Genomic DNA, 19,970 nt, shown 5'->3' on the forward strand with positions numbered 1-19,970 from the left:
CCGATGAGTCCTGCCGACCGGCGCCGATGTCTCCGGCACCGCGGTGGGCACCACTGGCACAACCAGCAGAGATGGGCAAAGGAGCGTAATTGTGACTGTCCGGGTAGGCGTGAACGGCTTCGGTCGTATCGGACGTAACTTCTTCCGGGCTGTCGAGGCGCAGAGGGCGCTCGGCACCACCGACATCGAGATCGTCGCGGTCAACGACCTCACCGACAACGCGACTCTGGCCCACCTGCTCAAGTACGACTCGATCCTCGGCCGCCTGCCGCAGGACGTCAGCCTCGACGGTGAGGACACCATCGTCGTCGGTGACCACCGCATCAAGGCGCTCGAGGTCAAGGAAGGCCCGGCCGCGCTGCCGTGGGGCGACCTGGGCGTGGACGTCGTCGTCGAGTCGACGGGCATCTTCACCGACGCGTCGAAGGCCAAGGGCCACCTCGACGCCGGCGCCAAGAAGGTGATCATCTCGGCGCCCGCCAAGGGTGAGGACCTCACCGTGGTGATGGGCGTCAACGACGACAAGTACGACGGCAGCCAGAACATCATCTCCAACGCCTCGTGCACCACCAACTGCCTCGGCCCGATCGCCAAGGTCCTCGACGACAGCTTCGGCATCGTCAAGGGCCTGATGACCACGGTCCACGCCTACACCCAGGACCAGAACCTGCAGGACGGCCCGCACAAGGACCTGCGCCGCGCCCGCGCCGCCGCCCTGAACGTCGTGCCCACCGGCACCGGCGCCGCCAAGGCCATCGGCCTCGTCCTGCCGCAGCTGGTCGGCAAGCTCGACGGCTACGCCCTGCGCGTGCCGATCCCGACCGGCTCGGTCACCGACCTGACCGCCAACCTCGCCACCCCCGCCTCCATCGAGGAGATCAACGCGGCGATGAAGGCGGCCGCCGAGGGCCCGCTCAAGGGCATCCTCAAGTACACCGAGGACGAGATCGTCTCCTCCGACATCGTCACCGACCCGCACTCGTCGATCTACGACGCCGGCCTGACCAAGGTCATCGACGACCAGGTCAAGATCGTCTCCTGGTACGACAACGAGTGGGGCTACTCCAACCGCCTGGTCGACCTCATCGGCCTGGTCTCGAAGTCCCTCTGACCGAACAGGACAGTCGAACAGTGGCAGTTCAGACCCTGAAGGATCTGCTCGACGCCGGCGTCGAGGGTCGTGGCGTGCTGGTGCGCTCGGACCTCAACGTCCCGTTGGACGGCGCGACGATCACCGACCCCGGCCGCATCGTCGCGTCCGCCCCGACGATCGCCGCGCTCGCCGAGGCGGGCGCGAAGGTCGTCGTCACCGCCCACCTGGGCCGGCCCAAGGGCGAGCCCGATCCGAAGTTCTCCCTCGCCCCGGTCGCGGCGAAGCTCGGTGAGGTGCTCGGCCGCAACGTCCAGCTCGCCGGCGACGTCGTCGGACAGGACGCGCTGGCCCGCTCGGAGGGCCTGACCGACGGCGACATCCTCCTGCTCGAGAACATCCGTTTCGATCCGCGCGAGACCAGCAAGGACGAGGCGGAGCGGCAGGCGCTGGCGCGCGAGCTCGTCGAACTCGTCGGCGAGGACGGCGCGTTCGTCTCCGACGGATTCGGTGTGGTGCACCGCAAGCAGGCGTCGGTGTACGACGTGGCGAACCTGCTGCCGCACTACGCGGGCAACCTCGTGGCCGCCGAGGTCGAGGTGCTGGCCAAGCTCACGGCCGATCCGGAGCGGCCCTACGCGGTGGTGCTCGGCGGCTCGAAGGTCTCCGACAAGCTCGCCGTGATCGAGGCCCTCGCCCCCAAGGTCGACACCCTCGTCATCGGCGGCGGCATGTGCTTCACCTTCCTTGCGGCGCAAGGTATCTCGGTGGGCAACTCGCTGCTCGAGGAGTCGATGACCGAGACCTGCAAGGGCCTGCTCGAGCGGTTCGGCGACGTCATCCACATCCCGCAGGACGTGGTCGTCGCCGACGCGTTCGCCGCCGACGCCGAGGCCGAGACGGTGCCCGTCACCGAGATCCCGGACGGCTGGATGGGCCTGGACATCGGACCCGAGTCGGTGGCCCGGTTCGCCCAGTACCTCACCGGCGCCAAGACCGTGTTCTGGAACGGCCCGATGGGCGTGTTCGAGTTCGAGAAGTTCGCGGCCGGCACCAAGGGGGTCGCCGAGGCGATCGTCGAGGCCACCCGCGCCGGCGCGTTCAGCGTCGTCGGCGGCGGCGACTCGGCCGCGGCGGTGCGCCTGCTCGGCCTGCCCGAGGACGGGTTCTCGCACATCTCCACCGGCGGCGGCGCCTCCCTCGAGTACCTCGAGGGCAAGGAACTGCCCGGCATCGCTGCACTGGAGGCCTGAGATGACCCGTAAGCCGCTCATCGCCGGCAACTGGAAGATGAACCTCAACCACCTCGAGGCCATCGCCCTGGTGCAGAAGATCGCCTTCGCGCTGCCGGAGAAGTACCTCGAGAAGGTGGACGTGACGGTGCTGCCGCCGTTCACGGACATCCGCAGCGTCCAGACGCTGATCGAGGGCGACAAGCTGCTGCTCACCTACGGTGCCCAGGACGTCTCCGCCCACGACTCCGGCGCCTACACCGGCGAGATCAGCGGTGCGATGCTGGCCAAGCTGGGCTGCGCCTACGTCGTCGTCGGCCACTCCGAGCGGCGCACGCTGCACGGCGAGACCGACCAGATCGTGCTCGCCAAGACCAAGGCGGCCCTGCGGCACGGGCTGACCCCGATCGTCTGCATCGGCGAGGGCCTCGACGTCCGCGAGGCCGGCCGGCACGTGTCCCACAACGTCGCCCAGCTGCGCGGGTCCCTCGCCGGGCTCTCGTCCGACGAGATCGCGAAGATCGTCGTCGCGTACGAGCCGGTGTGGGCCATCGGCACCGGCAAGGTGGCCTCGGCCGCCGACGCCCAGGAGGTGTGCGCCGCGGTGCGCGCCACCCTCGCCGAGCTCGCCTCCCCGGAGGTCGCCGACGCCGTCCGCGTGCTCTACGGCGGCTCGGTCAACGCCAAGAACGTGGGCGAGCTCGTCGCCCAGCCCGACATCGACGGCGGTCTCGTCGGCGGCGCCTCGCTCAAGGCCGACGAGTTCGCACAGCTCTCCGCGATCGCCGCGGGCGGCCCGCTGTAAGCACCCGCGGCGCCCTTCCGGATCCCCCGAGGCCCGGAAGGACGCCGCGACGGCGCCCTGTAGTCTGGCGCCATGGCACTGTTCCTCGACATCCTGCTGATCACCACCAGCCTGCTGCTGATCCTGCTCGTGCTGCTGCATCGCGGTAAGGGCGGCGGTCTGTCCACCCTGTTCGGTGGCGGTGTCCAGTCCAGCCTGTCCGGCTCCAGTGTCGCCGAGAAGAACCTCGACCGGCTGACCGTCTTCACCGGCATCGTCTGGCTGATCGCCATCCTCGGCATCGGCCTGCAGATCAAGTTCAGCTGATCGCTCCGCACGACGGCGCGACCCGGAATTCCGGGTCGCGCCGTCGTGCGTCGGCCGCGATACTGACCGGATGACGGATACCGCCCGCCCGGCCGACCCCTCCGGGTCCCGCTCCGCCACCGAGCCCCTGCGCCAGGACATCCGGCTGCTCGGCGGGATGCTGGGCCGCATCGTCCGGGAACAGGCCGGCGAGCACCTCTTCGCCCTCGTCGAACGCGCCCGCGTCGAGAGCTTCCGGGTGCGCCGCTCCGAGATCGACCGGGCCGAGGTCGCGGCGATGTTCGCCGACGTCCCCACCGACGACACCCTCCCCGTCATCCGCGCCTTCAGCCACTTCGCGCTGCTGGCGAACCTCGCCGAGGACCTGCACCGCGAACGCCGCCGCGCCGTGCACGTGCGCGCCGGGGAACCGGCACAGGACAGTTCGCTGGCCGCCACCTACCGCAAACTCGATGCCGCCGAACTCGACCCCGCCGAGGTCGCCGCCGCGCTCGACGGCGCCCTCGTCTCCCCGGTGATCACCGCCCACCCCACCGAGACCCGCCGCCGCACCGTCTTCGACGTGCAGAGCCGCATCACCGACCTCATGCGCCGCCGCGAACGCGCCGAGCCCGACGAGCATTCCGACATCGACCTGCAGCTGTGGCGGCAGATCCTCACCCTGTGGCAGACCGCCCTCATCCGGCTCGCCCGCCTCCGCATCCAGGACGAGATCGAGGTCGGCCTGCGGTACTACGACGCCTCCCTGTTCCGCGTCGTCCCGGCCCTCAACGCCGAGGTCCGGCGCGCCCTGCGCGAACGCTGGCCCGGCGTCCCCCTGCTGCCGGACCCGTTGGTGCGCACCGGAACCTGGATCGGCGGCGACCGCGACGGCAACCCCAACGTGACCGCCGAGGTCGTCCACCGCGCCACCGACCGGGCCGCCGCGACCGCCCTCGGCCACCACCTCGCCGAGCTCGAACAGCTCGAGCGGGAACTGTCGATGTCCGCGCGCCTGGTCCGCATCACCGACGACCTCGGCCGGCTCGCCGACGCCTCCGGTGACGACGCCCCGTCGCGCGCCGACGAACCGTACCGCCGCGCGCTGCGCGGCATCCGCGGCCGCCTGACCGCCACCGCGGCGCGACTGCTGGACGAACCGCCCCCGCACGCGCTGCCGAGCCCACTGGCCGGCTACGACACGCCCGCCGACCTGCTCGCCGACCTCGACATCCTCGACGTCGCCCTGCGCGCCGGCGGCGGCGCCGCCCTCGCCGACGACCGGCTCGCGCACGTCCGCGGCGCCGTCGAGGCCTTCGGCTTCCACCTCGCCTCCCTCGACCTGCGGCAGAACTCCGAGGTGCACGGCCGGGTGATCGCCGAACTGCTCGCCTGGGCGGGCGTCACCGACGACTATCCAACCCTGCCCGAGGACGAGAAGGTCGCCCTGCTCGCCGCGGAGTTGCGCACCCGCCGGCCCCTCAGCGCGCCCGGCGCGCGGCTCGGCGCCGACACCACCCGCGAACTCGGCGTGCTGCGCGCCGCCGCCGACGCCGTCGCGCGCCTTGGACCCCAGGCGGTGCCGCACTACATCGTCAGCATGTGCGGGTCGGTGTCCGATCTGCTCGAGGCCGTGATCCTGCTCGACGAGGTCGGTCTCGTCGAGCACGACGTCGCGGGACCGCGCTGCCCGGTCGCGGTGATCCCGCTGTTCGAGACCATCGACGATTTGAGGCACGGCGCCGAGATCCTCACCGCCGCCCTTGCCGTCCCCGAGTTCCGCAACCTCGTCGACGCCGCCGGCGGCGTGCAGGAGGTCATGCTGGGCTACTCGGATTCGAACAAGGACGGCGGGTACCTCGCCGCGAACTGGGCGCTGTACCGGGCCGAACTCGACCTGGTGGAGGCCGCGCGCACCGCCGGGATCCGGCTGCGCCTGTTCCACGGCCGCGGCGGCACCGTCGGCCGCGGCGGTGGCCCGAGCTACGACGCGATCCTCGCGCAGCCGCCCGGGGCCGTCGCCGGCTCGCTGCGGCTGACCGAGCAGGGCGAGGTGATCGCCGCGAAGTACGCCGAGCCGAAGCTGGCGCGCCGCAACCTCGAATCACTCGTCGCCGCGACCCTCGAGTCCACCCTCCTCGACGTCGAGGGACTCGGCAGCGACGCCGCCCCGGCGTACGCGGTGCTCGACGAGCTCGCCGAACTCGCCCGCACCGCCTACAGCGACCTGGTACACGAGACCCCCGGCTTCGTCGAGTACTTCCGGACCGCCACGCCGGTCGCGGAGATCGGGGCCCTGAACATCGGCAGCCGGCCCACCTCCCGCAAGCCGACGTCGTCGATCGCCGACCTGCGGGCGATCCCCTGGGTGCTGGCGTGGACCCAGTCCCGGGTCATGCTGCCCGGCTGGTACGGCACCGGCACCGCCGTCGAGACCTGGATCGGCGGCGACGACGAGCGTCTGGCCACCCTCACCGGCCTGTACCGCCGCTGGCCGTTCTTCCGCACCGTGCTGTCCAACATGGCGATGGTGCTGGCCAAGTCCGACCTCGGTCTCGCGGCGCGCTACGCCGAGCTGGTGCCCGATCCCGATCTGCGGCACCGGGTGTTCGACAAGATCACCGCCGAACACGACCGCACCGTGCGCACCTACCTGGCGATCACCGGTCACCCCGACCTGACCGCGGACAACCCGGCGCTGGCCCGATCGGTGCACAACCGCTTCCCGTACCTCGAGCCGCTGAACCACCTGCAGGTCGAACTGTTGCGCCGATTCCGCGCGGGCGAGGACACCGACCGGGTCCGCCGCGGCATCCAGCTGACGATGAACGGGCTCGCGACCGCGCTGCGCAACAGCGGCTAGCGGCGGGGTGACAGCGGCCGAACGCCGGGGCCCCGTGCCCGCTCAGCGGGAAGACGGCGCCCCGCACGGCCGTGAGCCCGCTACAACGGGACAGGTGACACACGACCGCGAACAGATCATCGAACGGCTCGCCGAGCTCGCCGCCGCCCTCGACCGCCGCGACTGGGAGGCCCTCGGGGCCGCCTTCACCGACTCTGCCACCGGCTACGGTGCCGCGGGCCGCGACGGCATCGTCGCCGTGGTCCGCGCGCACCTCGGTGGCTGCGGACCGTCGCAGCATCTGCTGGGCAACCACCGTGTCGAGGTCGACGGCGACCGGGCCCGGTCACTGACGTATGCCCGCGTCCACCATCAGGGCGCGGGTCCGGCCGCCGGAGCGAGTTACGAGTGTTTCGGCGAATACGACGATCGGTGGACCCGCACCCGGGACGGCTGGCGCCTGACCTCCCGCACCTTCACCGTGTCCCACGACCTCGGCGACGCCGCCGTGCTCAGGCCCGGCTGACCTCCGGACCGCGCCGCGGTCCCGGCAGCGGCGGGAGTCAGGGCGTGACGATCGCGAAGTCCGGATCCACCGGTGCGAGCACCTCGAAGAGCCGGCCCGCCACCGTCGGGTCGCCCGTCACCGCGATCGTCCCGTCCGCGAGGGCCGTCGCCGGATCCAGCTGCCCGGTGAGCGCACCGATCAGCGTGCGGCGGGTGAGGGTGAACACCGTGCTGCCCGGCAGCGGCGCGTCGACGGTCCGGTGGTTGAGCACGCCGTGCCGCAGCTCCGTGAGATACGTGATCCCGAGGTCGGTGAGGATCCACGAGATCACGAGCCGCAGGTCCCACGCACGCGGCCCGTCCACCCGCACGGCCAGGCTGTCGAAGAGCTGCGGGACGGTCAGCGCATCGAGGAAGTCGCCCGAGGACTGCACGGGCGAGCCGAAGATCCCGTCGCGGAGCTCCTTCGCGCCGGCCAGGTAGATGCAGCGCCAGGTGCCATTCTCGGAGCCGTACGCGAGTTGCTCCATCGCGTCGGCCTGCAGGGCCCGGGCGGCCTGGTCGGTGTCGTCGGTGAACAGCAGATGCTTGCAGACCTCGAGCACCCAGCGGTAGTCGCCCTCCTCGAAGGCGTCCCGCGCGACGGCGAGGGCGGCGTCGGCGCCGCCCATGGCGTCGACGTACCGGCGGGCTGCCTCGACCGGGGGATGGGCCCACAGATTGGCGGGATTGCCGTCGTACCACCCCATGTACCGCTGGTAGATCGCCTTGACGTTGTGGCTCACCGAGCCGTAGTAGCCGTGGGTGTGCCACGCGGCCGCCAGGGCCGGGGGCATCTCGAACCGCTCGGCGATCTCCGCGCCCACGAGCCCCTGGTTCATCATCCGCAGCGTCTGATCGTGCAGGTACAGGTACATGTCGCGCTGCACGGACAGGAATTCGAGCGCACGTTCGCGGCCCCACGTCGGCCAGTGGTGCGAGGCGAACACGACGTCGAGCGCGTCGCCCCACAGGCCGATCGTCTCGTTGAGGTAGTGGCCCCAGGCGTGCGCGTCGCGCACCACCGCGCCGCGCAGCGTGAGGATGTTGTGCATGGTGTGGGTGGCGTTCTCCGCCGCGCACAGGGCTCGCCGATCGGGGAACCAGATGTTCATCTCGGCCGGGGCCTCGGTGCCGGGGGTGAGCTGGAAGACCATCCGCACCCCGTCGACGGTGAGTTCCTGCCCGGTCGCGGTGATGTCGACGGTCGGCGCGATGAGCGTGACGGTGCCGGCCGAGGTGGTCTGGCCCAGCCCGGCCCCGATCTGACCGGCCGGACCCTTCTCGAGCGCCGCGCCGTACATGTAGCCCGAGCGGCGCGACATCGCCGTGCCGGCGAAGAGGTTCTCCGCCACCGCGTGTTCGAGGAACCCGGCCGGGGCGACGACGGGGACCGTCCCGGCCTCGACGAGCCCCGGGTCGAGCACACCCTTGACACCGCCGAAGTGGTCGACGTGGGAGTGGGTGTAGATCATCCCGGAGACGGGTCGGTCCCCGCGGTACCCGCGGTACAGGGCCAGGGCAGCCGCGGCGGTCTCCGCGCTGATCAGGGGGTCGATCACGATCACCCCGGCCTCACCCTCGACGACGGTCATCACCGACAGGTCGAATCCACGCAGCTGGTAGATCCCCGGCACCACCTCGAACAGGCCGTCCTCGGCGAGCAGCCGTCCCTGCCGCCACAGGCTCGGATGCGCCGTCTCCGGCGCGGACCCGTCCAGGAACGCGTAGGCGTCGAGGTCCCACACCACCCGCCCGTCCGCGCCGGTGATCCGCCGCTGCTCGCTGCGGCCGACGAACCCGCGCGTCACGTCCTCGGAATCCTGCCCGTCGTCCGCGGGCAGCGCGGCCGCCGCGGCCTGCAGGTTCCGCCGGGTCGTCTCGCTGGCACCGCCTGCGCTCATGACGCCGCCCTCCTCGGAATCTCGGCTGTGTCGAGGGTACGGTCGGCCCGTCGCGGCGGGTGCACGGAATCGGGGAATCCGCCGCCGGCGAGGCGGCCGGACCCGTGCAGACGGAGCGTGCGGCTCCGGCGTGCGCGGGCGCAGTCACCGATCCGGACCGTCGGCCTCGTCCAGTTCGACGCGGGCAGCGGTGCCCGCCGCCTCCACGGTCGGATGCGCGTGCGCGAGCAAGGCCTCGTCCCCGGCGGCGACGAGCACGTCGCGGACCACCCCGCTGTCGCGGGCCGGGTACAGACGGATTCCGCGGTGGCCGAGGGCGTCGGCGAGCCGGCCCAGCACCTGTGCGGTGTTCAGCGGTACTCGTCGGCGAGGTCGAGGTAGCCGTCCCAGCGGGGCAGGGCGCGGCCGGCGAGCACGGCGTCGAGCCGGTCGAGATAGTACTGCCAGCCAGGACCGACCTCCGAGGTCTCCGACCGCGGTACGTGCCGGTGGGAGAACTCGAGCGTGGTGACGACACCGACCTGCTTCAAGGTGACCTCGAGATGCCACCCGTCCTGGTCGACGCCGAGCTCGTGGGGTGGATCGCAGCGCAGGATCCGCACGTCCGTCGTCGCCGTGTCGTGCTCGTCGGTCATCGTCAGCCGCACCCGTCCGGAGGTGGGGTCGCCCGTCCACCGTCCGTACCAGCGTTCGAGCCGGTCCGACTCGGTCAACGCCGCCCACACCTCGCCCACCGGCAGCGCGAAACTGCGCACGTAGTGCAGGGTCACGAGCGAGGACCCGTCCGGACAGCCGTGCTCGGGACGGATCTCGCCGAGGACGGTGGTCGGGGTGCTCATCGAACGCTCCTTTCCACGCAGTGCTGTCCCCATTGTGATCCGCCGGGTGTCACCCTGCCGGGTTCGGGGTCGGACCGACTCGGCGGGGAACCGCCGGGGCGGCCGCGGCGTCGAACGAGGCAGGGAACACCACAGGGGAGGAGCCCCACCATGGACCGTAGGACGGTGCGCTGCAGCCGTGCCCGCCTCACCGGGCTGCACACGACCCGCAACCCGAGCTGGACCGCGCGCCTGCGCTGCGGCGTGACCGACGGCTGCCGGCCCCCGGATCCACGGGCGGGCGAGCCCGACCGGGACGGACCGTGGCGGTGACGGTCAGTCGGCGGGCAGTGCCGCGGCGGCCTCCGCATCGAGGAACCACACGGTCTGCTCGCGGCCCCGCGCCCCGGCCGCCGGGACGTCCACCGGGGCGGCGCCGCCCACCGCGGCCGCGACGGCCTCGGCCTTGGCCGCACCGGTGACGAGCAGCCACACCTGCCGGGCGCGACGGATCGCGGGAAGGGTGAGCGTGACCCGCGCGGCGGGCGGCTTGGGGGAGTCCTCGACGCCGACGACGAAGCGGTCCTGCTCGCGCACCGCGTCGGTGTGCGGGAACAGGGAGTTGATGTGGCCCTCGCCGCCCATGCCCAGCAGGTGCACGTCGAACTCGGGGGTCGTGCCGTCGGGGGAGTTCGCGGCGAGCACCTCCTCGTACGTGCGCGCCGCCGAGTCGGGGGAACCGGCCCCGGCCTCGTCGAGGGTGGGCATCGCGTGCACCCGCGCCGGATCGAGCGGCACGTGGTCGAGCAGCGCCGCGCGCGCCTGGACCTCGTTGCGCTCCGGGTCGCCCGGCGGCAGATATCGCTCGTCGCCGAAGTACACGTCGACCGCGGACCAGTCGATCCCACCGGGGGCACGCAGGACCGCATCGAGCACGGCGATGCCGGTGCCGCCCCCGGTGAGCACCACCGACGCGCGGCCGCGGGCGTGCTGCGCGGCGACCACGGCCTCGACGAAGGCTGCGGCGGCCGCTCGCGCGACGTCGTCGCCCGTCTCGCAGCGCCGCACGCGGACGTTCTGGGAAGTGTCGTGCACGTCAGACATACTCCACCTTGGACAGTGCGGTCAGGGCCGAGTGGTACACCTCGTCGGGGTCGAGCCGTCGCAGTTCCTCGGCGAGGCATTCCGAGGAGTCGCGGCGTGCGAGCGTGATCAGCGAATCGGGTTTACCGGTGCGCCGCAACGTCGCGACACGCCCGTCCTGGGGCCGCTCGAGCGAGATCGTCTGGGTGCGGGTGCGCAGTTCGACCCGCAGATCGCCCACCGCGCGCTGGACCGGGCCGTCGATCCGGCTCGCGAGCCAGCCCGCGAGCAGATCCACCGCGGGTTCGCTGCCGAGCCCCGACACCAGCGCCGACTCGATCGGCTCGAACGGCGGCTGGTCGAGCGCGGAGACGAGCAACGCCCGCCAGTAGGTGATCCGGCCCCACGCGAGGTCGGTGTCGCCGGGGGTGTAGCCGGGCAGCCGGGAGACGATCTCGGCCATGGGGCGCGACGAGTTCGTCGCGTCCGTCAGGCGACGCACGGCGAGCCGGCCCACCGGATCCGCCGCGGGCACCTCCGGGGGCGTGTTCGGCCACCACACCACCACCGGGGTGTCCGGCAGCAGGAACGGCACGATCACCGATTCCTGGTGGTCGGCGAGCGGGCCGTGCAACGCGAGGATCAGCACCTCCGAGGCGCCGGCGTCGCCGCCGATGCGGATCTCCGCATCCATGCGCGGTTCGCCGCCCGCGCGGCCGCGGCCGACGACGATCACACGGCACGGATGCTCCCGCGACGCCCCGATGGCCGCGGTGATCGCGGCCTCGAGTCCGCGCGGACCGTCGGTGCACACCACCAGCGTGAGCACGCGCCCCTGCGTGACGATGCCCCCGGTCTGCCGCAGCTGGACCAGCTGCTTGCTGATGTCGATCGCGGTCGCGTTGCGCAACTGCATTCTCACGGGCGTCTCCATTCGCGGCCCGAGCGACGGAGCATCTCGTCGGCCGCCGACGGTCCCCAGGTGCCGGCCTCGTACGGTTCGGGCTTACCGTGTGCCGCCCAGTGCTCGAGCACGGGGTCGAGGATCTTCCACGACAGCTCGACCTCGTCGTCGACGGGGAAGAGGGACGGCACGCCGAGCAGCACATCGAGGATGAGCCGCTCGTACGCCTCGGGGGAGGACTCGGTGAACGCCTGACCGTAGCTGAAGTCCATGTTGACGTCGCGGACCTCCATGCCCGACCCGGGCACCTTGGAGCCGAAGCGGAGGGTGACCCCCTCGTCCGGCTGCACCCGGATCACGAGTGCGTTCTGGCCGAGCTCGGTGGTCATCGTCTGATCGAACGGCAGGTGCGGGGCCCGCTTGAACACGATCGCGATCTCGGTGACGCGCCGGCCCAGGCGCTTGCCGGTGCGCAGGTAGAACGGCACTCCGGCCCAGCGGCGGGTGTCGATCTCGCACGTGATCGCCGCGTACGTCTCGGTGGTCGAGTCGGCCGCGAAGCCCTGCTCCTCGTGCAGGCCGACGACCTGACCGCCGTTCTGCCAGCCCGCGATGTACTGGCCGCGGGCGGTGGTCTCGTCGAGGGGCTCGGCGAGCCTGGTCGCGGAGAGCACCTTGATCTTCTCCGCCCGCAACTCCGCCGGGTCGAAGCTGATCGGTTCCTCCATGGCGATGAACGCGAGCAGCTGCAACAGGTGGTTCTGGATCACGTCCCGGGCGGCGCCGATGCCGTCGTAATAGCCGGCGCGGCCGCCGAGGCCGATGTCCTCGGCCATCGTGATCTGGACATGGTCGACGTAGTGCGCGTTCCACAGCGGGTCGAACAGTTGGTTCGCGAACCGCAACGCCAGGATGTTCTGCACCGTCTCCTTGCCGAGGTAGTGGTCGATGCGGAACACCGCCTCCTCGGGGAATACCTCGGCGACCAGCCGGTTCAGCTCCCGGGCGCTCGTCAGGTCGTGGCCGAACGGCTTCTCGATGATCACGCGGCTCCACGTGCCCTCCCGCGCGATCGCGAGCCCGGACTGCTTCAGCTGCGCCGACACCACCGGGAACGCATTCGGCGGGATGGAGAGGTAGAAGGCGTGGTTGCCGCCCGTGCCGCGGGCCTTGTCCAGTTCGGCGAGCGTCGACGCGAGTTCGGCGAACGCGGCGTCGTCGTCGAAGCTGCCCTGCACGAAGCGAATGCCCTCGGCCAGGCGGTTCCACACCTCCTCGCGGAATTTGGTGCGCGAGTTGGCCTTCACCGCGTCGTGGACGACCCGGCCGAAGTCCTCGTCCGCCCAGTCCCGCCGGGCGAAGCCGACGAGCGCGAACCCGGGCGGCAGCAGGCCGCGGTTGGCCAGGTCGTACACCGCCGGCATCAGCTTGCGGCGGGCCAGGTCACCGGTGACCCCGAAGATCACCAGGGCGCACGGCCCGGCGATCCGGGGCAGCCGCCGATCGCGCTCGTCCCGGAGTGGGTTGACCCACGCCGCCGTCTCGGGTTCGCGCACCGCGTCAGCTCTTCGCGCCGTGCGCGATCAGCTGGTCGGAGGTGGCGGCGAGCAGCTCGTTCCAGGACACCTCGAACTTCTCGACGCCCTCGTCCTCGAGCTTGCGGAACACCTCGGGCAGGTTCACCCCGATCGTCGACAGCGCGGAGAACACGTTCGCGGCGGCCTTCTCGGTGCCGGTGACCGTGTCGCCGGTGACCTCGCCGTGGTCGGCGACGGCCTCGAGGGTCTTCTCCGGCATGGTGTTGACCGTGTGCGGGGCGACCAGCTCGGTGACGTACAGGGTGTCCGAGTACTCCGGGTTCTTCACCCCGGTCGACGCCCACAGAGCGCGCTGCGGCCGCGCCCCGGCGGCGGCGAGCTGCTCGAACCGGGCACCCGACTCGAACGCCCGGCGGTACGCCGCGTACGCCAGGCGGGCGTTGGCGACGCCGGCCTTACCGCGCAGCGCGAGGGCCTCGGGGGTGCCGATGGCCTCGAGCCGCGCGTCGATCTCGGTGTCGACGCGGGAGACGAAGAACGAGGCCACCGAGTGGATCGTCGACAGGTCGTGGCCGGCCGACTTGGCGGCGGTCAGGCCGTCGAGGTAGGCCTCGATGACCCGCTCGTAGCGCTCGACCGAGAAGATCAGCGTCACGTTCACGCTGATGCCCTCGCCGATCACGCGGGCGATGGCGGGCAGGCCGGCCACCGTCGCGGGGATCTTGATGAGCAGGTTGGGGCGGTCCACGATGCGCCACAGCTCGATCGCCTGCTGCACGGTCGCGTCGGTGGAATGCGCCAGCCGCGGGTCGACCTCGATGGAGACGCGGCCGTCGACGCCGCCGGTGGCCTCGAACACCGGGGCCAGGACGTCGCACGCGGCGCGCACGTCGTCGGTGGTGACGGTGCGGATGGTGGTGTCCACGTCGGCGCCGGCCAGGGCGAGCTCACGGACCTGGGCGTCGTAGACGTGACCCTTGCTGAGCGCGGCCTGGAAGATCGACGGGTTGGTGGTCACGCCCACCACGCTGCGGGTGGCGATCAGCTCGGCAAGGTTGCCGGACTCGATGCGGTCCCGGGAGAGGTCGTCGAGCCACACGGACACACCGGCGGCCGAGAGCTGGGCGAGGTTCTCGTTCTGGGTTACCTGCTGGGTCATCGGGATCATCCCTTCACTCGGGTCAGCGAGCGGCGGGCGGCGTCGACGACGGCCTCGGCGGTGATGCCGAACTCGCGGAACAGGGTCTTGTGGTCGGCGGAGGCGCCGAAGTGCTCGAGCGAAACGGCCTCACCGGCGTCGCCGAGCAGGCGGTACCACGGCATCGCCAGGCCGGCCTCGACGGAGACGCGGGCACGCACCGCCGGCGGCAGCACCGCGTCGCGGTACGCCTGGTCCTGCTCGAGGAACCAGTCGAGGACCGGCACCGACACCACGCGGGTGGGGACGCCGTCGGCCTCGAGGACCTCGCGGGCCGCGACGGCGAGCTGCAACTCCGAGCCGGTGCCGAGCAGCACCACCTCCGGGGTGCCGCTCGACGCCTCGGCCAGCACGTACGCGCCGCGGGCCAGGCCCTCGGCGGCCTTCTCGCGGGTGCCCTCCAGCACCGGCACGTCCTGGCGGGTCAGGGCCAGGGCGGTCGGGCCGGTCTTGTTCTCCAGCGCGGCGGCCCACGCGAACGAGGTCTCGTTCGCGTCGCCGGGGCGGATCACGGCCAGGTTGGGGATGGCGCGCAGCGCCGTGAGGTGCTCGACCGGCTGGTGCGTCGGGCCGTCCTCGCCGAGGCCGATCGAGTCGTGGGTCCACACGTAGATCGCCGGGGTCTGCATGAGCGCGGCGAGCCGCACCGCGGGACGCATGTAGTCGCTGAACACCAGGAAGGTGCCGCCGTAGGGGCGGGTCGGGCCGTGCAGGGCGATGCCGTTGAGGATCGAACCCATCGCGTGCTCGCGCACGCCGAAGTGCAGCGTCCGCCCGTACGGCTGGGCGTTCCAGTCCTTCGTGGAGATCGACACCGGGCCGAACGAATCCGAGCCGGGGATCGTGGTGTTGTTCGAGCCCGCCAGGTCCGCCGAACCGCCCCACAGCTCGGGCAGCACCGGACCGAGCGCGGCGAGGGCGCTGCCGGACGCCTTGCGGGTGGCCGGGCCCTTGGCGGCCGGCTCGTAGGTGGGCAGCACCTCGGTCCAGCCGGCCGGGAACTCCCCGGACTGCAACCGGTCGAACAGCTCCTTGCGCTGCGGCTCCCGGCCCGCCCACGCGTCGAACTCGGCCTGCCATGCGGTGCGGGCCGCCGCGCCGCGCTCGACGACGGCGCGGGTGTGCTCGATCACGGCCGGGTCGACGTCGAAGTGCTTGGCGGGGTCGAAGCCGAGGGCGGTCTTGACGGCGGCGACCTCGTCGGCGCCGAGGGCGGCGCCGTGCACGTCGCCGGTGTTCATCTTGGTCGGCGCCGGGTAGCCGATGATGGTGCGCAGCACGACGAGCGACGGCTTGTCGGTGACGGCCTTGGCGGCCTCGACGGCGTCGAGGATCGCGGTGACGTTCTCGCCGCCCTCGACGGTCTGCACGTGCCAGCCGTACGCCTCGTAGCGCTTGGCGACGTCCTCACCGAGCGCGATCGCCGTGTCGTGCTCGATGGAGATCTTGTTGTCGTCGTAGAAGACGATCAGGTTGCCGAGCTGCTGCACGCCCGCGAGGGACGAGGCCTCCGACGTCACGCCCTCCTCGATGTCGCCGTCGGAGGCGAGGACGTAGACGTGGTGGTCGAACGGGCTCGCGCCGGTCGCCGCGTCCGGGTCGAACAGGCCGCGTTCGCGGCGCGCCGCCATCGCCATGCCCACGGCGGAGGCCAGGCCCTGCCCGAGCGGGCCGGTGGTCATCTCCACCCCCGCGGTGTGCCCGAACTCGGGGTGGCCGGGGGTCCTCGAACCCCACGTGCGCAGCGCCTCGAGGTCGGCGAGCTCGAGCCCGTAGCCCGACAGGTACAGCTGGATGTAGAGGGTCAGGCTCGAGTGCCCGCACGAGAGCACGAACCGGTCCCGCCCCACCCAGTGCGGGTCGGTCGGGTCGTGCCGCATCACACTCTGGAACAGCGTGTAGGCCACCGGGGCCAGGCTCATCGCCGTGCCGGGGTGTCCGTTACCCACCTTCTGGACCGCGTCGGCGGCGAGCACGCGGGCGGTGTCGACGGCCTTGGTGTCGAGGTCGGTCCAGTCGGCGGGGTGCACTGCCTGGGTGAGAGAGCGGATCTCGTCTGTGATCGACACGAGCAGAAGTCTCCTGACATGGGTATACGGGGAGCGTGCGGGCGCGAAAGCCTCGAGCGCCCCTCCAGAGTAATGTGCTGCGCTTTGCGGGTCGATTCGGTCCGGGCCTGCGCGACGTCTACCATCGTTCGTAGTAGGGCGACGGCGAGCGAAGGTGCGTAATCGCGTGGTGCAAGGAGACAGGGTGCGGACAGGGCAACGGCCGGGAGGACACGGCTTCGGCGCCCCCGAGACACCCCGGGCGCCTCGCCCCGACACGGTGTGGGGACGCGTTTCGGGCACGGTGCTCGCCTATATCGCGCTGACCAAGCCGCGTGTGATCGAGCTGCTGCTGGTGGCGACCATCCCGGCGATGCTCTTCGCCGACCGCGGCGAGGTCGACCTGGTGCTCATCCTGAGCACCCTGTTCGGCGGGTGGATGGGCGCGGCCAGCGCGAATGCGCTGAACTGTGTCGTCGACGCCGACATCGACAAGGTGATGAAACGGACGGCGCTGCGGCCGCTGGCCCGGCAGGCCGTCCCGACCCGGCACGCGTTCGTGTTCGGCATGGTGCTCGGCGTCGTGTCGTTCCTGTGGCTGTGGTGGCGGGCGAACCTGCTCGCCGGCCTGCTCGTCGTTGCCACGATCGCCTTCTACGTGCTGGTCTACACGATGGTCCTCAAGCGCAGGACCTGGCAGAACGTGGTGTGGGGCGGGGCCGCCGGGTGCATGCCGGTGATGGTCGGCTGGGCCGCGGTCACCGGCTCGCTGAGCTGGGAACCGATCGTGCTGTTCCTGGTGATCTTCTTCTGGACGCCGCCGCACACGTGGGCCCTGGCGATGCGCTACAAGGAGGACTACAAGGCCGCCGGCGTGCCCATGCTGCCCGTGATCGCGAGCGAGCAGCACGTCACCAAGCAGATCCTGCTCTACACGTGGGCGACCGTCCTGGCGACGCTGGTGCTCGTGCCGGCCGCCGGCCTGGTGTACGCGGTGGTGACCGTCGCCGCGGGCGCGTGGTTCCTGCTCGTCGCGCACCAGCTGTACCGCAGCGTCCGGGGCGGAGCGGCGGTCAAGCCGCTCAAGCTGTTCCTGCAGTCCAACAACTACCTCGCCCTGGTGTGCCTGGGCCTGGCCGTGGACTCGGTGCTCGACCTGCGCACCATCGCCTCGTTCTTCTGATCCGCGTCCGCGTCCGCGCCGGGGCCGAGCGAATGTATCGTCCGCTGCCGCTGAGCGACGGAACGATACATTCGCTCGGGGCGGGCCTCAGGGGACCAGCACAATCGAGCCGGTCGTGCGGCGGGCCTCGAGGTCCCGGTGTGCCTGCTCCGCCTGCGCCAGCGGGTACCGGGCGCCGACACGGACGGTCAGGGTGCCGTCGGCGACGGCGGCGAACACGTCGCCCGCCCGCCACATCAGCTCCTCGCGCGTTCGCACGTGGTGCGCGAGGGTGGGGCGGGTGACGTACAGCGAGCCGGCCGGGTTGAGTCGCTGCAGGTCGAACGGCGGCACCGGGCCGCTGGCGGCGCCGAACAGCGCCAGCGTGCCGCGGATGCGCAGCGATGCGAGCGACGACTCGAACGTGGCGGCGCCGACCCCGTCGTAGACGGCCGCGACGCCCTCCCCGCCGGTGAGGTCACGGACCCGCTCGGCGAGGTCGTCGGTGTAGCGCAGCACGTCGGCCGCGCCCGCCTCCCGCGACAGGGTCTCCTTCTCGTCGGTGGAGACGGTCGTGATCACCCGCACGTCCTTCGCGGCGGCGAGCTGGGTGAGCAGCAGGCCCACGCCGCCGGCGCCCGCGTGCACCAGCACCGTCTCGCCGGGCTGCGCCGGATACGTCGAATTCAGCAGGTAGTGCGCGGTCATGCCCTGGAGCAGCGCCGACGCGGCCTGCTCGGCGGGAACGGGGTCGGGCACCGGTACGGCCACCGCCGCCGGCACGAGCACCTGCTCGGCGTAGGAACCGTCGGCCGACGCCCAGCTCACCCGGTCGCCGACCCCCACGTCGGCCACGCCCTCACCCACCGCGACGACGCGGCCGGTGCCCTCGGTCCCGGGGACGTACGGCAGCTCCCGCGGGTACAGCCCGGTGCGGAAGTAGGTGTCGATGAAGTTGATGCCCACGGCGTCGGTCCGTACCAGCAGCTGACCTGGGCCGGGCTCGGGAGCCGGGAGGTCGACGAGGGTGAGCACCTCGGGGCCGCCGAACCGTGCCACTTCGATTGCGCGCATGCGTTCACAGTATTCTGCAGGCATGAGCGCCGATACTCAGGTCGTGGCCGCACCGGCCGACATCGTGAAGTCCTTCCGCAGCTTCGTCGCCGCGCATGGCGGCTCCGCCAAGGCGGTGCTGCAGCCGGTCGCGCGGGGCGCGGTGCGCATCACCCTCGTCGCCGAGGACGGGGTGCTCGGCGACCGGGTGGTGCGGGATCTCGCCACCGCGCACGCCGTGGTCGAGGCGTTGCCGGACGTCACCGTCTCGGAGTGGGACCGGGAGGTGACCAGCATCGCGACCCCGCAGCAGGGCCACTGGAAGAAGATGGCCGGCTGGGTGGCCAACCAGACCCGGTTCCCGCGGGCGCGCAACGAGCGCTGACCGATCCTCGAAACGGCTCCGGGGGCCGCCCGTCACGGGCGGCCCCCGGAGCCGTTTCGCCGTATCGCGTGCGCCGGCGTCAGACGGTGACCGGTTCGCGGACCGGTTCGGTGGTGCGGACCCGCCCGGCCGCCCACACCGCCGCCGTGGCGGCCGTGCACAGCCCGGCACCGGCGACGTGCACGGCGACGAGTGCGGCGGGCACGTCGGTGAAGTACTGCACGACCCCGACCAGGGCCTGGGCGACGACGAGGGCGAGCAGCACGTGCAGGCGCTTCTTCACCGGATGGGGGGCGGCGACGGCGTACAGCGCGAAGGCCAGGCCGACGAGCAGGCCGAGGTATCCGACGAGCAGCTCGGCGTGCAGGTGCACCAGCGACTCGATGTCCATCTCGAGGCGCGGCACCGGCCTGTCGGCGCTCTTGTCGCCGGCGTGCGGGCCGGCGCCGGTGACCATCGTGCCCGCGACGAGCACCCCGGCGAGCAGCGCAGCGGACAGGGCGGTGAGGGTCCGCAGCGGGCGGGGGATCGTCTCCACGACCACCCCGTCGTCGGGCTCGCCGACCTTCGCGTACAGCAGCACCGCGAGCCACACCATCAGCATCGACGCCAGCAGGTGCACCGCCACGGTCCACCAGGCCAGGCCGGCGAGCACGGTGATGCCGCCGATGACGGCCTGCAGGACGGTGCCGGCGGGCATCAGCCAGGCATAGGTGAGGACCTCGCGGCGGCGCCGGGCGCGGGTCACGGCCAGCACGACCGCCGCGGCGGAGGCGACGACGACGAAGGTCAGCAGCCGGTTGCCGAACTCGACGACCTGGTGCAGGGTGGCGACCTCCTCGGACACGCCGACGGGCACGAAGCTGCCCGGGAAGCACTGCGGCCAGGTGGGGCACCCCAGGCCGGACGCGGTCACGCGGACGATCGACCCGGTCACGGCGATACCGCCCTGGGTCAGGATCGCGATCAGCGCGAGCAGCCGCTGGGTCCGCAGGGACGGCAGGGGCAGACGGTCGACAAGGCTCAGAAAGCCGCGATACAGCACATGACGATGGTACGGGCCGGTCCACTACAGGC

The 19,970-nt window shown here is 71.8% G+C and carries 19 protein-coding genes; 9 read left to right on the forward strand and 10 right to left on the reverse strand.

Going from position 1 to position 19,970, the window contains the following annotated elements; all coding sequences use genetic code 11:
- Positions 1–91: 91 nt before the first annotated feature.
- The 6 genes from gap (at position 92) to ISO16_RS02920 (ending at position 6,780) form a co-directional block, all read left to right on the forward strand.
- Positions 92–1,111 (forward strand): type I glyceraldehyde-3-phosphate dehydrogenase, encoded by a 1,020-nt coding sequence (gene gap / locus ISO16_RS02895; protein WP_006937692.1) that lies wholly within the window; start codon positions 92–94, stop codon positions 1,109–1,111.
- Positions 1,112–1,131: 20 nt separating this feature from the next.
- Positions 1,132–2,343 carry a phosphoglycerate kinase gene (locus ISO16_RS02900; protein ID WP_006937693.1) on the forward strand — a complete coding sequence of 404 codons (1,212 nt, stop codon included), beginning with the start codon at positions 1,132–1,134 and terminating at the stop codon, positions 2,341–2,343.
- A 1-nt stretch (position 2,344) separates the two neighbouring features.
- Positions 2,345–3,127 carry a triose-phosphate isomerase gene (gene tpiA, locus ISO16_RS02905; protein WP_006937696.1) on the forward strand — a complete coding sequence of 261 codons (783 nt, stop codon included), beginning with the start codon at positions 2,345–2,347 and terminating at the stop codon, positions 3,125–3,127.
- 72 nt (positions 3,128–3,199) lie between these two features.
- Complete coding sequence (gene secG / locus ISO16_RS02910) at positions 3,200–3,433, forward strand: preprotein translocase subunit SecG (protein WP_003939471.1); 234 nt, start codon at positions 3,200–3,202, stop codon at positions 3,431–3,433.
- 70 nt (positions 3,434–3,503) lie between these two features.
- Positions 3,504–6,275: a phosphoenolpyruvate carboxylase gene (gene ppc / locus ISO16_RS02915; protein WP_050035215.1), complete on the forward strand. Its 2,772-nt coding sequence runs from the start codon at positions 3,504–3,506 to the stop codon at positions 6,273–6,275.
- A gap of 94 nt (positions 6,276–6,369) precedes the next feature.
- A complete protein-coding gene (locus tag ISO16_RS02920; RefSeq protein ID WP_006936582.1) occupies positions 6,370–6,780 on the forward strand; it encodes a nuclear transport factor 2 family protein in 411 nt (136 codons plus the stop codon).
- Positions 6,781–6,817: 37 nt separating this feature from the next.
- On the opposite strand, the gene ISO16_RS02925 is transcribed toward ISO16_RS02920, so the two are convergent.
- The 3 genes from ISO16_RS02925 to ISO16_RS02935 all read right to left on the reverse strand — a co-directional run bounded on the left by ISO16_RS02925 (position 6,818) and on the right by ISO16_RS02935 (position 9,543).
- Positions 6,818–8,704 (reverse strand): alkyl/aryl-sulfatase, encoded by a 1,887-nt coding sequence (locus tag ISO16_RS02925; protein ID WP_072635232.1) that lies wholly within the window; start codon positions 8,702–8,704, stop codon positions 6,818–6,820.
- A gap of 144 nt (positions 8,705–8,848) precedes the next feature.
- Positions 8,849–9,043, reverse strand: a complete 195-nt coding sequence (locus ISO16_RS02930) for a hypothetical protein (protein ID WP_006936588.1) — start codon at positions 9,041–9,043, stop codon at positions 8,849–8,851.
- 11 nt (positions 9,044–9,054) lie between these two features.
- On the reverse strand, positions 9,055–9,543 hold the full coding sequence (locus tag ISO16_RS02935) for an SRPBCC domain-containing protein (RefSeq protein WP_050035217.1): 489 nt from the start codon (positions 9,541–9,543) through the stop codon (positions 9,055–9,057).
- A 150-nt stretch (positions 9,544–9,693) separates the two neighbouring features.
- On the opposite strand from ISO16_RS02935, the gene ISO16_RS02940 reads away from it, so the two are divergent.
- On the forward strand, positions 9,694–9,855 hold the full coding sequence (locus ISO16_RS02940; protein WP_155951779.1) for a hypothetical protein: 162 nt from the start codon (positions 9,694–9,696) through the stop codon (positions 9,853–9,855).
- A gap of 3 nt (positions 9,856–9,858) precedes the next feature.
- Here the strand turns inward: ISO16_RS02940 and pgl are convergent, their stop codons facing one another.
- Genes pgl through tkt form a run of 5 tightly spaced genes read right to left on the reverse strand, consistent with a single transcriptional unit; the run spans position 9,859 to position 16,314 of the window.
- Positions 9,859–10,626, reverse strand: a complete 768-nt coding sequence (gene pgl / locus ISO16_RS02945; protein WP_029543632.1) for a 6-phosphogluconolactonase — start codon at positions 10,624–10,626, stop codon at positions 9,859–9,861.
- Positions 10,619–11,527: a glucose-6-phosphate dehydrogenase assembly protein OpcA gene (gene opcA, locus ISO16_RS02950; protein ID WP_373566476.1), complete on the reverse strand. Its 909-nt coding sequence runs from the start codon at positions 11,525–11,527 to the stop codon at positions 10,619–10,621. Before opcA ends, pgl begins: the two co-directional genes overlap by 8 nt.
- Positions 11,524–13,065, reverse strand: a complete 1,542-nt coding sequence (gene zwf, locus ISO16_RS02955) for a glucose-6-phosphate dehydrogenase (protein ID WP_072635233.1) — start codon at positions 13,063–13,065, stop codon at positions 11,524–11,526. Before zwf ends, opcA begins: the two co-directional genes overlap by 4 nt.
- A gap of 4 nt (positions 13,066–13,069) precedes the next feature.
- Positions 13,070–14,206, reverse strand: coding sequence for a transaldolase (gene tal, locus ISO16_RS02960; RefSeq protein ID WP_072635320.1), 1,137 nt, complete (start codon positions 14,204–14,206; stop codon positions 13,070–13,072).
- Positions 14,207–14,211: 5 nt separating this feature from the next.
- Positions 14,212–16,314, reverse strand: a complete 2,103-nt coding sequence (tkt, locus tag ISO16_RS02965; protein ID WP_072635234.1) for a transketolase — start codon at positions 16,312–16,314, stop codon at positions 14,212–14,214.
- 184 nt (positions 16,315–16,498) lie between these two features.
- Here tkt and ISO16_RS02970 point away from each other — a divergent pair, with 184 nt between their 5' ends.
- Complete coding sequence (locus ISO16_RS02970; RefSeq protein ID WP_072635235.1) at positions 16,499–17,476, forward strand: heme o synthase; 978 nt, start codon at positions 16,499–16,501, stop codon at positions 17,474–17,476.
- An 87-nt stretch (positions 17,477–17,563) separates the two neighbouring features.
- Here ISO16_RS02970 and ISO16_RS02975 read toward each other — a convergent pair whose 3' ends face one another.
- Positions 17,564–18,529: a quinone oxidoreductase family protein gene (locus ISO16_RS02975; protein ID WP_072635236.1), complete on the reverse strand. Its 966-nt coding sequence runs from the start codon at positions 18,527–18,529 to the stop codon at positions 17,564–17,566.
- 22 nt (positions 18,530–18,551) lie between these two features.
- Between ISO16_RS02975 and ISO16_RS02980 the strand changes: the two genes are divergently transcribed.
- Complete coding sequence (locus ISO16_RS02980; protein WP_029543642.1) at positions 18,552–18,893, forward strand: hypothetical protein; 342 nt, start codon at positions 18,552–18,554, stop codon at positions 18,891–18,893.
- A gap of 79 nt (positions 18,894–18,972) precedes the next feature.
- On the opposite strand, the gene ISO16_RS02985 is transcribed toward ISO16_RS02980, so the two are convergent.
- Positions 18,973–19,938, reverse strand: coding sequence for a COX15/CtaA family protein (locus ISO16_RS02985; RefSeq protein ID WP_006939252.1), 966 nt, complete (start codon positions 19,936–19,938; stop codon positions 18,973–18,975).
- Positions 19,939–19,970 lie beyond the last annotated feature (32 nt).

Source organism: Rhodococcus sp. M8, assembly GCF_015654185.1.
GTDB lineage: Bacteria > Actinomycetota > Actinomycetes > Mycobacteriales > Mycobacteriaceae > Rhodococcus > Rhodococcus aetherivorans.

Coding starts and splice junctions, on each gene's coding strand:
- ppc (WP_050035215.1), top strand. CDS start 3,504: ATGACGGATACCGCCCGCCCGGCCGACCCCTCCGGGTCCCGCTCCGCC.
- ISO16_RS02935 (WP_050035217.1), bottom strand. CDS start 9,543: ATGAGCACCCCGACCACCGTCCTCGGCGAGATCCGTCCCGAGCACGGC.
- tpiA (WP_006937696.1), top strand. CDS start 2,345: ATGACCCGTAAGCCGCTCATCGCCGGCAACTGGAAGATGAACCTCAAC.
- ISO16_RS02940 (WP_155951779.1), top strand. CDS start 9,694: ATGGACCGTAGGACGGTGCGCTGCAGCCGTGCCCGCCTCACCGGGCTG.
- ISO16_RS02980 (WP_029543642.1), top strand. CDS start 18,552: ATGAGCGCCGATACTCAGGTCGTGGCCGCACCGGCCGACATCGTGAAG.
- ISO16_RS02925 (WP_072635232.1), bottom strand. CDS start 8,704: ATGAGCGCAGGCGGTGCCAGCGAGACGACCCGGCGGAACCTGCAGGCC.
- ISO16_RS02975 (WP_072635236.1), bottom strand. CDS start 18,529: ATGCGCGCAATCGAAGTGGCACGGTTCGGCGGCCCCGAGGTGCTCACC.
- secG (WP_003939471.1), top strand. CDS start 3,200: ATGGCACTGTTCCTCGACATCCTGCTGATCACCACCAGCCTGCTGCTG.
- tal (WP_072635320.1), bottom strand. CDS start 14,206: ATGACCCAGCAGGTAACCCAGAACGAGAACCTCGCCCAGCTCTCGGCC.
- pgl (WP_029543632.1), bottom strand. CDS start 10,626: ATGTCTGACGTGCACGACACTTCCCAGAACGTCCGCGTGCGGCGCTGC.